The following is a 12938-nucleotide window of genomic DNA, read 5'->3' as shown; positions in this document are numbered from 1 at the left end:
TTAACCGTTCTGTTTCGTGTGCTCAATGCCCTTACGCAGCGCGTTCCAGGCGAGCGTAGCACATTTAATTCTAGCTGGAAATTTATTAACTCCCGACAATGCTTCAATGTCTTCATATTCAAACTCTACCGCTTCGCCCTTCATGAGTCCAGAGAATTTCTCTGCCATATCGAGCGCTTCTTCCAGTGTCTTGCCTTTTACAGCATCCGTCATCATTGAGGCGGAAGAAAGAGAGATGGAGCAGCCTTCGCCGATAAACTTGGCATCGCTGACCATTCCGTCCTCAACCTTCATCTGAAGCGATATTTTATCCCCGCAAGTAGGGTTATTCAAGTCGATGGTAACGGCTTCGTCAGCATCAAACTTACCGCGATTGCGGGGGTTCTTATAGTGATCCATAATGACTCTGCGATATAAATCATCCAATTGCATGACCGAAGTACTCCTTTGTTTTTAGTAAGGCTGCTACAAGTCGGTCAATATCGGCTTCGGTATTGTATAAATAAAAGCTGGCGCGCGCCGTAGCTGATACTTCGAGCCATCTCATCAGAGGCTGGCAGCAGTGGTGACCGGCACGAACAGCCACTCCTTCCGCATCAAGTACAGTCGCCACATCATGAGGGTGTACGTCCCCAAGATTAAAAGTGACTAGACCGGCACGGTCTTTCAGAGGGCCATAAATCGTAAGGTCTTCTATGTCCGACATCCGCTCAACAGCGTAATTGGTTAGGTGCAAGTCATGCTTATAAACTGCATCCATTCCAATTTGCTGCAAGAAATCGATAGCAGCTCCTAATCCTACCGCTCCTGCGATAATCGGAGTTCCGCCTTCAAATTTCCAAGGGAGATCTTTCCATGTAGACTCATAAAGTCCCACATGGTCAATCATCTCGCCCCCGAATTCAACAGGTTCCATCTGCTCGAGCAAAGCCTTCTTCCCATAAAGTGCCCCGATCCCAGTAGGGCCACACATTTTGTGTCCCGAAAGGGCATAGAAATCGCAGTCCAAATCCTGCACATCCACTTTCATATGAGGGGTACTTTGAGCACCGTCCACAACCATCTTAGCTCCATGTTTATGCGCGATAGCAGCGATTTGTTTCACCGGATTGACAACGCCGAGAACATTGGACACATAGACAACGGAGACAATCTTCGTCCGATCTGTAACCGTAGCTTCAACATCGGACAGCGATATCGAGCCATCCGGCTGAAGCGGAATATATTTCAAAACCGCTCCAGTAGCCTTAGCCGCTTGCTGCCATGGTATTAAGTTCGCATGATGCTCCATCGGAGTAATGACAATTTCGTCGCCTTCCTGCAGTACCGATCTTGCATAGCTGCTTGCTACAATATTCAGAGCTGTTGTTGTACCGCGGGTAAAGATAATCTCCTGCTCACTGGACGCATTGATAAACTTGGCAACCTTCTCCCGTGCGCCTTCATAGGCGTCGGTAGCACGTGATCCAAGCGTATGAACTCCACGATGAACGTTAGCATTATCCCACTCGTAGTACCGCTTGACGGCGTCAATTACACTTGCAGGCTTCTGCGAGGTCGCTGCGCTGTCCAGATAAATCAACGGATGGCCGTTGATCTCCTGCTTCAGAATGGGAAAAAGTTCACGTATCTCCGCGGTATTCATTGTCCCAGCTTCCTCTCTACAAAGCTTTGCAATTGATCTTCGACGCTCTTGATCGGGATTTCGGAAACGACCGGCGCAAGGAAGCCGTAGATGATCAGGCGCTGCGCTTCTTCCTTCGAAATGCCGCGAGACATCAAATAGTACACTTGCTCAGCGTTTACTTGACCTACGCTCGCCGCGTGTCCGGCTTTTACATCATCTTCGTCAATGAGAAGAATAGGGTTAGCATCTCCGCGTGCTTTCGGACTCAGCATGAGAACCTTCTCCGTTTGCTGGCCGTTACAGCCGGTTGCGCCCTTCTCAATCTTCGTAATGCCGTTAATGATAGCTGTAGCACCGTCTCTCATTACTGCACGCGTAATCATATCACTGGTGGAAACTTTACCGAAATGAACCGCACGAGTCGTGATGTTCAGCTTTTGCACATCCGTACCTACGCAGATGACCTTTGCGTCGGAATCAGAGCCGTTTCCTTTAAGAATGGATGTCGTGTCGGACATCGAGTTACCGTAGTTCAATTCACCGACAACCCATTGTACAGAGCCGTCATTCTCTACAATCGCACGGCGGTAAGTCAGGTCTGTTACAGACTCACCCATATTGTGAATAGAAGCGTAATTTACTTTAGCTCCTGCTTTCACGAATACTTCAACAACACCGTTTTGCACCAATTGACCGCCAGTATGCGATGACACGAAGTTATCGACATAGGTTACCTTGCTGTTCGTATCAGCAACGATCAGTACGTGAGGAGCAAAGCTTGCATCCGCATCGTCGGTTACAAATAGTGCTTGAAGCGGAATATCTACTTGAACGTTCTTCGGCACATAGATGAAAATACCGCCATTCCAAAGTGCTGTGTGCAGAGCTGTCAGTTGGTTTTCATTAACTTCAACAGCCTTCATGAAATATTGTTTAACAAGATCTCCATGCTGCTGTAGAGCCGTTTCCAAATCTTTAAAAATAACACCCTGCTGCTTCAATTCTTCAGCAACCTTAGCAAAGACAATCCCGGAGTTTCTTTGAACAATCAAGTTATCGGGATTGGATAACCCTTGTGCGGCTGCAGGCAGCTCCTCCAAAGATGCTAATGCTGCTTGTGCTTTATAGGAACCGTGCGAGCTAATGCTCCAACGGTCGATTCTCGTTTTTTCCAGTTTCGGCAGTTCCAGTGATTCCGCCGTTTGGAGCGCCTCGCTGCGAAGTGCCGTCATCCATTCTGGCTCTTGCTTGCTGCGGGACAGCTCGGCTACTGCGCCGGGATCTATGGAAAGTATGGTTTGTGTACTCATGGTATTCCTCCTGATTAGTACTTCGGAGCAGTCGTGTTCATAGGAACTTTGAATTCTTCCGTATCTTGACCAACGGTTTCATCCACGATGCCCAATTCTTCTTTGACCCAGTCGTAACCTTCTGCTTCCAAACGCTCAGCGAGCTCTGGACCGCCGGATTTCACGATACGACCTTGCATCATAACATGTACAAAATCAGGCTTGATATAGTTCAGCAAACGCTGATAGTGAGTGATGATCAAAAAGCCGCGATCTTCATTACGCATAGCGTTAACACCTTCAGCTACAATGCGAAGCGCATCGATGTCAAGACCGGAGTCGATTTCGTCCAGAATCACGATCTTAGGCTCGAGAAGCAGCATCTGCAGGATCTCGTTACGCTTTTTCTCACCGCCGGAGAAGCCTTCGTTCAGGTAACGGTGCATGAATTCCGGATTCATCTCCAGCTCTTTCATTTTCGCTTCCATTTGACGAATGAATTTGATTAAGGAGATCTCGTTGCCTTCGCCGCGGCGAGCATTAATCGCACTGCGCAGGAAGTCAGCGTTTGTTACACCTGTAATTTCGCTTGGGTATTGCATAGCGAGGAACAGTCCGGCACGGGCTCTTTCGTCAACAGCCATGTCTAATACGTCTTCGCCGTCCAATGTTACAGCGCCTTCTGTTACTTCATATTTAGGATGACCCATTAGCGCGGAAGCCAGCGTACTTTTACCCGTACCGTTCGGACCCATGATCGCGTGAACTTCGCCGCCTTTAATTTCAAGGTTCAATCCTTTGAGGATTTCCTTTCCTTCGACGTTTGCCTTCAGCCCGTCTATTGTGAACTTTGGTGAATTTGCCATCTCATAAGCCTCCATGATTTGAAATTAACTTGTATATGAAAATCATTATTAAATGATTCTCACTGATTCTCATTAGAATAATTCTATTATAACTTACCATCTGAAATCAATAAAGGGCATTTCCCCGAAAAGAACGCCAATTCGTGAAAATAGTTCCTTTAATTTTCAAGCTTTTGTCGAATTTGCGACAAGCGTGCTGTGAATTCCTCATCACTTAGAACGGGCTTCATTGACGGCTCAGCGGGTGCGTCAAGAAGCTGAATCCATGATTTACAGCCTAGATAAGCATCTTGTATAGATACCTGCATAGGCTTATCCAATTTGTAAACTCTTAGCACCATCAAATGAAGCGGATTTTTGCGTTTCCATTTCAGCCGTTCTTCCGTAAAGTTCTCCGTCCAGATATGATCAGTAAGCAAAGCCTGAAGCTGTGCCTGCTCCATAATTTCAAAATCATGAACCAGTTTGGCATAGGTACGGATATCTACGGTGGAATCCTGTATACTCCAGCTTTCCAAAGACTTATCAATCATAGGCTGAAATTCTTCTTTTAATAATGCCTTGCGCTGGTGCTCATAGGTAGGATAAAGATAAAAGGCATCAGCCTCCACCTGAAAATCCCGTGTTTCTTCTACGATACCGCCTTTTCTCATTATGAAGATCTGTGTTCCATTTTCCAAAGCTTTAATTGCCGAAGCCCACTCCTTCAATGCAATTGGCTTGTCGACGGCCATCTTTTGTGCACCTCTATTCCTGCAAGTTCATGCTCTCCATTATAAGGAATGTCGACAGGCAAAACAATGCAGCCGCGTTTCGGATGATTTTGCACCTTCCGGTCCATCCTAATGAGGTAATACCGCTAACTTCATTACAAATTCTGCGAAGAGGTGACTATCATGCGCGAAGGTTTAATTCCTACAGTTCTTGGTACGGCCGTTACAGCGACTGGCGTTGCTCTGCGCGGAAAAAGCCGCTATAAGACTGCGGCCACAGCAGCAATTGGCTTTGGTCTGGCACATGTTGTGCTCGGAGCTATTGACCTTGTGGAACACCGCAATCAAAAGTGGGGATAATGAGGAAGCAGGAAAGGGATGGCCTAAGCGCCATCCCTTTCACTTATTTAGATTGATTTTCATCGGGTTAGGCTGCCAATCCGGACCTGCCGGCTCAGCATAATAAGCGCAGAGAAGTAAAATCGAACAAGCAGCGACAAGCAGAAGCAGTTGAACGACCTTCATGAAGGATCCCTCCGGGTTATTCTTACTGCTTCTAAGTGTAACTGAGAATTGTTAAACCAACGTGCATTCGAGTTAAAGCATTTGTAAATCAGTCAGCCAACAAATGATTGAAGCATCCAGCGGTGCTTCTCAAGTGAAGTATGGATGGCAAGCAGCATATCGGAGGTTGTTTCATCCTTTTGCTCCTCACAAACCGCCATACCATCCTTCAGTTCATTGATTAAAATGCTGAAATCTTCAATCACAGACTCTACCATCTTCGTAGAGGTTTCCGTTCCTGAAGCTTCTTTCAAGCTGGAGAGCTCCAGATAGGCCTTCATGGTTGCAGCAGGCTTGCCTCCAATGGCTAACATCCTCTCAGCAAGCTCGTCGATATGAGCTGCCGCTTCGTTATATAGCTCTTCGAACTTTTCATGCAGTGTAAAAAACTGATTACCTTTCACAAACCAATGAAAATTATGAAGCTTCACAAACAGTAAACTCCAGTTAGCAATTTGTTGATTGAGTACCGTTTGCACAGATGCAGCAGTCGCTATAACCATTCCTACATAATCCTCCTCTAACAAATCAAAGTTAAGATTAGACTCCTGCTAATTTGTACAAAAACTGCATTTCTTATGTAAATCACAGGGGATTTCGAAGATAGCTATTTCATAGCCGTACAATTTGTCTTATACTAGGGAATGATGTATGAATACATAGTAAATAGGTTGGAATTAAACCTGTACCTTATAGGAGGCTTGGACATGTCAAACTATCGTCCGCTTAGCGAAGCAGAAGCCATCGAGTATGCCCGCCAAATTCCCGAGCTTTTCTCGCCTGGAGCTGAGCTTGTAAGCAGAGAAATCGGAGATGGCAATTTAAACCTGGTATTTCACATTTCGGAACCCTCCACGGGTAAAAGCATTATTCTCAAGCAAGCGCTGCCTTACGCTAAAGTAGTCGGTGAATCTTGGCCGCTTACGTTGGACAGGGCCCGAATTGAGAGCGAAGCCTTGCAAATCGAGGAGTCCTTGTGTCCGGATCTTGTGCCGCATGTCTATGCGTACGAAAAAGATCTAGCACTTACCGTCATGGAAGACTTGAGCGATCATGTGATTATGCGCCGTGGCTTGATTGAGGGCAATCGGTATCCGCTGTTCGCTGAACATATCAGCCGTTTCCTCGCAAACACGCTATTCTTCACCTCCGACCTAGGTATGAATCAGCAGGCGAAAAAGCTTCAGCAAGGCCGCTTCATTAACCCGGAATTGTGCAAAATAACGGAAGATCTGATTTTCTCCGATCCTTATCGTGATGCAGATACAAACAATATTGAAGCGCACATTCGCGACGCCGCTGAACAGATTTGGACGGACAACGAGCTTCAATTGGAAGTCTCTCTGCTACGAGAGAAGTTCTTGACGAAATCGCAAGCGCTCCTTCACGGTGATTTGCATACCGGCAGTATCTTTATTAAACCGGACTCTACAAAAGTAATTGACCCCGAATTCGCTTACTATGGTCCAATGGGCTTTGATATCGGTGCAGTTTTAGCTAATCTGCTATTGAACTTTGCTGCACAAGAGGGCTGGAGTAAGGATGCAAGCAGCCGTGCGGACTACCGTCAATATCTGCTGCAAACTGTAAGAGATGTCTGGACTGGCTTTGAACGAAGCTTCCGTCAGCTGTGGACCGAGAGCGGTGTAGATGTGATGTTCAGCTCAGAAGCGTATCAAAATCATTTTATGAGCGAGCTGTTAAAGGACGTGTTCGGCTATACCGGAGCAAAGATGGTTCGCCGAGTATATGGTCTGGCCCATGTCGCTGATATTGATAAAATCGAAGATACTGCGGCTAGAGAGCGCGCACAGCGCATAGCCTTGGCCATCGGTACTACACTGATTCGTCAGCATCGCAAAGCTGCAACTATCGAAGAAATGATTGACATTGCTGCGAAATCCGTATCCTAGGGAGGACCAATCAAATGAGCAATTCTACGCTGGAACAAACTGCTGGAGAGGGCGCATTGCAGTCCCTGAAATGGAACGGCGCTCAGCTTGACCTGCTGGATCAGCGTCTCCTTCCGGAGGAGATCGTTTACCTACCGCTTGAAACACCAGTGGAGGTATGGGAAGCGATCCGACACTTGAAGGTTCGCGGCGCTCCTGCGATTGGAATCGCCGCCGCGTACGGCGTTTACCTCGGATCCGCGGGGTCGATGCCGAGATGGATCAGCTTCTGAACGAAGTACAGAAGCAGGCGGACTATCTGGCGACGTCGAGACCGACGGCAGTGAATCTGTTTTGGGCGCTCGATCGTATGAAGGATCGAGCGAAGGAGTTGGCAGCGTCCGGCGTAGGCGCGGATGCTTTCAAGCAGGCGCTCCTGGACGAAGCGAAGAAAATTCAAGCGGAGGACGAGGAGACGAACCGTTTGATCGGCGAACATGCGCTCACGCTGTTCGAGGACGGCTTCGGCGTGCTGACGCACTGCAACGCCGGCGGTCTTGCGACAGCCAAGTACGGCACGGCGTTAGCGCCGTTCTACTTGGCTCAGGAAAAAGGCGTGAACATCAAGGTCTTCGCGGATGAAACCAGACCCGTGCTGCAGGGCGCGCGGCTGACTGCTTTTGAACTGCAGCAGGCCGGCGTCGACGTGACGCTGATCTGCGACAACATGGCCGGCGCGGTCATGTCGAAGGGCTGGATCCAGGCGGTCATCGTTGGTACGGACCGCGTTGCGGCCAACGGAGACGTGGCCAACAAGATCGGTACCTACAGTGTTGCTGTGCTCGCAAAGGCTCACGGCATTCCATTCTATGTAGCCTGCCCGCTGTCCACGATCGATTTGAACACACCAACCGGTGCGGACATCCCGATAGAAGAACGTCATGAAGACGAGATCACCCAAGGCTTCGGCAAACGCACGGCACCGCAAGGCGTAAAGGTGTACAACCCGGCGTTTGATGTGACACCGAATGAGTATGTCTCGGCTATCATTACCGAGAAGGGCATCGTTCGCGCACCTTATACAGAAAGCTTGCGCAGCTTGTTCGAGAAGTAGGAAATTGGCTTCATTCCGGGGCCAATCATTCCGTACGCCCTATAGGAAGCAGCCTGTTAGTTACCATTGCTGCAGCGCAAAAATATAAGCTGCATAAACAAAGAAACCGCACATCGTCAGGAAAGCTCTCTTACCTGCTGATGAAGCGGTTCTTTGTTCTTTTATTGAGTGATTTAGTGTTCTTTATAGATTGTTTCTTATTTTATTAGGAATTGATTCTTGTACTACATTGGTAATCTTGAGTTTGGCCTTAACCAACTGGCGCATTGGCATTGATCCTTTATAGGACTTAAAGCTCGTAAAGGCTATTGCTTCGTAACCGGCACTGCATTGAAATATTCTTCCAAGGTGATGCCTTTATCATGAATCTCTTTGGCAATGTTCGTACCGACGAAACGAATGTGCCACGGCTCGTATTGGTAGCCCGTTATCGCATCCTTACCCTTTGGGTAACGGATAATGAATCCATACTCAGCCGCATGCTGCTCAAGCCATTTGGCTTCCTTGGTACCGCCAAAGCAATCTTCCGCAGCGCACTTTCCGTCACTGCCGCTTACGTCAATAGCAAGGCCGGTTTCATGCTCGCTTGTGCCGGGAACGGCACTGTAGGTTTTCGCTTTCTCTTCCCCGTCTTTAGCGACATATCGCTGAAAGACCGACTTCTGTGTCGCATAAGAGCGGTAAGCAGACACACCTGCAAGATAAATACCGTCCTTCTCTGCCCCGGCAAACAACTTCTCAAGCGCGCTGGCCGCCTCTTTACGCATTTTACGCTTCTCAATCTTCTCTTTAAACACAAAAGGAACATCGGGATAAACGAGATCAGCCGGCTCATAGCTGTCTGGCAGGGAGTTTTGCTTATTAACAAGCACGGTTATGCTTTCCGGTTTGGCCACAACCTGAACGGCATCATTCTTGGCTCCTGTATTCGAATGACTGGAAGGCGATGATGTCGCCTTGGCCGTTGCCGTTGGCTTCACGGATGCCCCGGGTTTTGTAGAAGACGCCGCGGTGCTTTCAGCAGACGGTGAGCTCTTCGAGGCATCTGACGCCGACTTGGTCATGGGACTTGCTTCCGTTTGTCCGCTGCTTGGCGAAGGCGAAGGAGCCGCTCCCTCCTTGTTCCCCCCGCAGCCCGTACAAATAACAAGCGCCGCAATTACCGCTATGGCGCCTTTGACATACATGTTCATTTACGTGAATCCTCCTTCATCGAATCAAACATCTTCCTAGCATATGACTCTTTATGTATCTAAAAAGTTTAAAAAAAGAGAAAGCTGCGAGTCGGCATGTTCGCCACCCGCAGCCTTTTCCTATTTTATGCGATACAAAATGGAGTTTCAACTACAAGACCTTTGATAGAAACGCCTTCGTTCTTTCTTGCTTTGGATTCTCGAAAATTTGCTCCGGCGTTCCTTCTTCGACGATCAATCCTTGCTCCATGAAAATAACCCGATCTCCGACTTCCTTGGCGAAGCCCATTTCATGCGTAACCACGACCATCGTCATGCCTTCTTGAGCCAGCTCCTTCATGACACTAAGCACCTCTCCCACCATCTCCGGATCCAAAGCGGATGTGGGCTCGTCAAACAGCATGATCTTCGGCTCCATTGCCAGCGCTCTAGCAATAGCTACCCGCTGAGCCTGTCCACCAGACAATGAATCCGGCAAGGCATCAGCTTTGTCCGTCAGACCGACCTTATCGAGCAGCTCCATCGCCTTCTTCCTGGCCTTCTCCATCGGCCATTTGCGGACCTGCACAGGGCCTAGCGTAATATTGTCGATTACTTTCATATGCGGAAACAAATGAAATCGTTGAAACACCATGCCCAGCTCCATACGAATCTCATGGATATTGCTTCTATTGCTCTCCATGATCGGTTGACCGTCGATGAGTATACTGCCGCTGTCCGGTTGCTCCAGTAGATTCAGGCATCGCAAGAACGTAGATTTCCCTGAACCTGAAGGTCCGATGACAACCACGACTTCCTTGCTTTGAACATCTGCATGAATATCTCGCAGCACTACATTGGTACCATAGGATTTCTTTAAATTACGCACTTCAATCATTGCGCCCATCGGTTACACTTTCCTTTCCACGTAGCCAAGAAGCTTACTTAAAGAATACGTTAGGATAAAATAGATAAGAGCTGCCGTTAAGTAAGGCTCCCATACTTTAAAATACTGGCTTCTCATCGCATTAGCCCAATACATGAGCTCCGGCGCCGCGATAACGGCAAATAGCGAGGAGTCTTTGACAAGGACGATAAATTCGTTACCGAACGGCGGAATCATTCGTTTAATAGCCTGCGGAAGGATGATAAGTCGCATTGTCTGAAAATGAGTCATCCCCAGAGAATGCGCTGCTTCCGTCTGCCCTTTATCAATCGATTGAATCCCTGCTCTAAATATTTCAGCCGTATAGGCTGCAGAGTTTAACGAAAGCGCCACAATCGAGGCTACAATGGCGTTAGTCGTTCCTAGAAACAAAGGAACAACCCCGAAATGCACGAGCAAGATTTGAACGAGCAGAGGTGTTCCTCGAAAGAAGTTTACATAGATGCTCATCGGATAACGTAAAAACCATCTGTGTGACATTTTACCAAGTCCTACTCCCAGACCCAGCACGGACCCGAACAGAATGGACAGGATCGAAATGCCTATCGTAAGCAGCGTACCCTTCAACAGCAGCGGAAGATACTCTACAATGATGTCAAAACGAAAATTCATAATTCACTTCCCTTTCATGTATGGTGCTTGTATTCATACAGAGGAAAAGCATGCGCAAAGCTTTTTTACGCATGCTTTTGATGTCTTATTTTTGTTCCAGCAGCTTTTTCACATCAGGCTCTTGGCCGAACCATTTTTTATAAATGGTTGCATATGCGCCGCCTTCAATGACCTTCTTAATGGCCGGATCAAGCTTTTGCTTCAGTTCACTGCCCTTCGGAAGCAGAATACCGTAATATTCGGATTCGAAGTTCTTGGAATCAGCAATAGCTACCAGCTTCTTATCCGGGTTGTTTTTTACATACTCGCGGATAATAGCAATATCAGCAACTACAGCGTCTACGCCGTTATTTTCAAGTTCCATAATGGCTAGTGTGTTGTTATCCATACGCTTCAAGGACTGATTATCGCCGCCCATGATTTTGGTCATGAGAGTGTCAGCTGTAGTCGAAATTTGCACGGCTACCTTTTTGTCTTTCAAATCATCCGCGCTCTTAACTGGGCTTCCTTCTTTCACCAAAATCATATTCGTGGATTCGAAGTAAGGGATTGAATAATCATAAGTCTGTTTACGCTCATCCGTAATGGATACGCTCGAAATACCAGCCTGGTATTCCTTGCCGGCTTGTACACTAGTCAGCATTGTATCCCAACCGGTATTCGTTACATCATAGGAAAGTCCCGCTTCCTTCATGACAGCATCCAAGAAATCGATATCAAACCCGGTGATTTTGTCTTTATCCATGTACTCCATTGGCGCGTAAGCCGCATCTGTTGCAAATTTAATCTTCACTGCATTTCCGCCAGCGGCATCCTCTTTCTTAGCTCCGCAGCCTGTGATAGCTACTGCAAGTATAACTGCAGAAACGATTAACGATAATTTCTTCAATTTTCATTCCTCCAACATAATTGACTATGTAAAATACATCAAATATATTAACACTGGGTCAATTAAATAACAATAACTTTGTCGAATTTTTATGTAGGAAAATACAGGTTACGCCAAATTTTGTGCAAGCATTCAAACGTATTCTTGATCAGAAACGGAAATTAAAAAAAGGCGCTGGGGGACAATTCCCGCAGCGCTTACCATCCCATTTCGTTCGTCAAACCATTTTCAGTATAGCCTCCCGACCTGTCATTCCTGCATGGATGCCTAAATCTTCAGCCGTATATGTGACCGATTCAAGCGGCGCATCCAGCAGCTCCTGGATCGTGCGAACGCCTGTCGCTCTAGCCGCAATAATATTTCTGTCCCTTAATCGCTCGTTCAGCAGGGCAACGTCGAGTGCCCCGCACATGATATATCCTTTGTCCGTGGTAACGACAAGCAGCGTTGTTTTGGGCAGTTTCACTTCAATGGCAATTACCGTGTGCCCGTCAAGGAGTATCGGTTCTACGCGCATCATGCTCAGCACAGCTCCTCTTCGCAGTCTTACGAGTAGTATATGCACCGACAGCTAGTATGGTGTGAAGACATTTATTTAGGTGCATGTATTTTTTCTTCTTCTCGCCGCGCAAGTCTATGTTTGATATTCGAATCGTGATATAGTTAAACTAATACCTATGTTTACTACGTCAGTCAAGGAGACCTTATGAATCAAGGAAAAGTGAACTCGAACCTTCACGGACACTTATTCACCGTGGAAATTTTAATTGAGGAAGCCACCAACGGTCTTGCTTTGGAGCAGCTGCTTCATCTACTCAATTCCCAACCTAATCTCATTAAAGATTACAAAGTATTGCAAGGCATTCAACTTGGCAAGCTGATTGAAGCCAACACAGCTGGAACGCAATCGAGTTCGAGAGCTACTGCCGCTAAGGAGACAGAGAAGTTCAAAGCACCGGAGATCTCCAAAGAACCCGAAAAGCCGAAAACTCCTCAGCCTGCATCGGAAAATATCATTCAGCAGCTCGAACAGTTTAAAGCCAACAATACGTTAATCCGACTCACGATCATCAAAGGTAAGGGTATCAAATTGAGCCTTCCTTGCCGCATCCTTAATTACGATGGGGCAACGCAGAATGTAACTGTATACCATGTCGATGAAAAGAAGGTTTATTTGTTTAAGCTTAACGAAATCGATGATTATGTCGTTACCAAATGAAACAATAAAATGGGTATCTCCAGTTAAAGTGGAGA

At 47.1% G+C, this 12938-nt stretch carries 15 protein-coding genes and 1 pseudogene; 4 read left to right on the top strand and 12 right to left on the bottom strand.

From position 1 onward, the window contains the following. The 5 genes from sufU to L0M14_RS05790 all read right to left on the bottom strand — a co-directional run bounded on the left by sufU (position 1) and on the right by L0M14_RS05790 (position 4516). The gene (gene sufU, locus L0M14_RS05810) at positions 1-432 is read right to left on the bottom strand and encodes a Fe-S cluster assembly sulfur transfer protein SufU (RefSeq protein WP_235121261.1); all 432 of its coding nucleotides are present in this window, start codon (positions 430-432) and stop codon (positions 1-3) included. Beyond that, entirely contained in the window at positions 419-1645 is a 1227-nt protein-coding gene (locus L0M14_RS05805) for a cysteine desulfurase (RefSeq protein WP_235121260.1), read from the bottom strand. Before L0M14_RS05805 ends, sufU begins: the two co-directional genes overlap by 14 nt. Continuing rightward, a complete protein-coding gene (sufD, locus tag L0M14_RS05800) occupies positions 1642-2937 on the bottom strand; it encodes a Fe-S cluster assembly protein SufD (protein ID WP_235121259.1) in 1296 nt (431 codons plus the stop codon). The genes L0M14_RS05805 and sufD overlap by 4 nt, the downstream gene beginning before the upstream one ends. A gap of 14 nt (positions 2938-2951) precedes the next feature. Then, entirely contained in the window at positions 2952-3782 is an 831-nt protein-coding gene (gene sufC, locus L0M14_RS05795) for a Fe-S cluster assembly ATPase SufC (RefSeq protein WP_235121258.1), read from the bottom strand. Between the two features lie 158 nt (positions 3783-3940). After that, positions 3941-4516 carry a DUF1802 family protein gene (locus tag L0M14_RS05790; RefSeq protein WP_235121257.1) on the bottom strand — a complete coding sequence of 192 codons (576 nt, stop codon included), beginning with the start codon at positions 4514-4516 and terminating at the stop codon, positions 3941-3943. A 162-nt stretch (positions 4517-4678) separates the two neighbouring features. Here L0M14_RS05790 and L0M14_RS05785 point away from each other — a divergent pair, with 162 nt between their 5' ends. Further along, positions 4679-4855 carry an asparagine synthase gene (locus L0M14_RS05785; protein WP_235121256.1) on the top strand — a complete coding sequence of 59 codons (177 nt, stop codon included), beginning with the start codon at positions 4679-4681 and terminating at the stop codon, positions 4853-4855. 39 nt (positions 4856-4894) lie between these two features. On the opposite strand, the gene L0M14_RS30895 is transcribed toward L0M14_RS05785, so the two are convergent. Next, the gene (locus tag L0M14_RS30895) at positions 4895-5020 is read right to left on the bottom strand and encodes a hypothetical protein (RefSeq protein ID WP_260115440.1); all 126 of its coding nucleotides are present in this window, start codon (positions 5018-5020) and stop codon (positions 4895-4897) included. Between the two features lie 92 nt (positions 5021-5112). Then, positions 5113-5562, bottom strand: a complete 450-nt coding sequence (locus tag L0M14_RS05780; protein WP_235121255.1) for a Dps family protein — start codon at positions 5560-5562, stop codon at positions 5113-5115. Positions 5563-5766: 204 nt separating this feature from the next. Here L0M14_RS05780 and mtnK point away from each other — a divergent pair, with 204 nt between their 5' ends. Further along, a complete protein-coding gene (mtnK, locus tag L0M14_RS05775) occupies positions 5767-6972 on the top strand; it encodes an S-methyl-5-thioribose kinase (RefSeq protein ID WP_235121254.1) in 1206 nt (401 codons plus the stop codon). A 14-nt stretch (positions 6973-6986) separates the two neighbouring features. After that, positions 6987-8065: pseudogene (mtnA, locus tag L0M14_RS05770) on the top strand (S-methyl-5-thioribose-1-phosphate isomerase). A gap of 305 nt (positions 8066-8370) precedes the next feature. Here the strand turns inward: mtnA and L0M14_RS05765 are convergent. The 5 genes from L0M14_RS05765 to L0M14_RS05745 form a co-directional block, all read right to left on the bottom strand. Further along, positions 8371-9258 (bottom strand): M15 family metallopeptidase, encoded by an 888-nt coding sequence (locus L0M14_RS05765; protein WP_235121253.1) that lies wholly within the window; start codon positions 9256-9258, stop codon positions 8371-8373. A 151-nt stretch (positions 9259-9409) separates the two neighbouring features. Then, positions 9410-10135: an amino acid ABC transporter ATP-binding protein gene (locus L0M14_RS05760; RefSeq protein WP_235122825.1), complete on the bottom strand. Its 726-nt coding sequence runs from the start codon at positions 10133-10135 to the stop codon at positions 9410-9412. A gap of 12 nt (positions 10136-10147) precedes the next feature. After that, on the bottom strand, positions 10148-10795 hold the full coding sequence (locus tag L0M14_RS05755) for an amino acid ABC transporter permease (protein ID WP_235121252.1): 648 nt from the start codon (positions 10793-10795) through the stop codon (positions 10148-10150). 85 nt (positions 10796-10880) lie between these two features. Beyond that, the gene (locus L0M14_RS05750) at positions 10881-11684 is read right to left on the bottom strand and encodes a basic amino acid ABC transporter substrate-binding protein (RefSeq protein ID WP_405030822.1); all 804 of its coding nucleotides are present in this window, start codon (positions 11682-11684) and stop codon (positions 10881-10883) included. Positions 11685-11901: 217 nt separating this feature from the next. Then, positions 11902-12204, bottom strand: coding sequence for a YunC family protein (locus tag L0M14_RS05745; protein WP_235121251.1), 303 nt, complete (start codon positions 12202-12204; stop codon positions 11902-11904). A gap of 186 nt (positions 12205-12390) precedes the next feature. Between L0M14_RS05745 and L0M14_RS05740 the strand changes: the two genes are divergently transcribed. Continuing rightward, complete coding sequence (locus L0M14_RS05740; RefSeq protein ID WP_235121250.1) at positions 12391-12903, top strand: hypothetical protein; 513 nt, start codon at positions 12391-12393, stop codon at positions 12901-12903. The last annotated feature ends 35 nt before the right edge of the window (positions 12904-12938 follow it).

It is taken from the genome of Paenibacillus hexagrammi, from assembly GCF_021513275.1.
GTDB classification, from domain to species: domain Bacteria; phylum Bacillota; class Bacilli; order Paenibacillales; family NBRC-103111; genus Paenibacillus_E; species Paenibacillus_E hexagrammi.
This window is presented reverse-complemented; position numbering and strand designations above follow the sequence as displayed.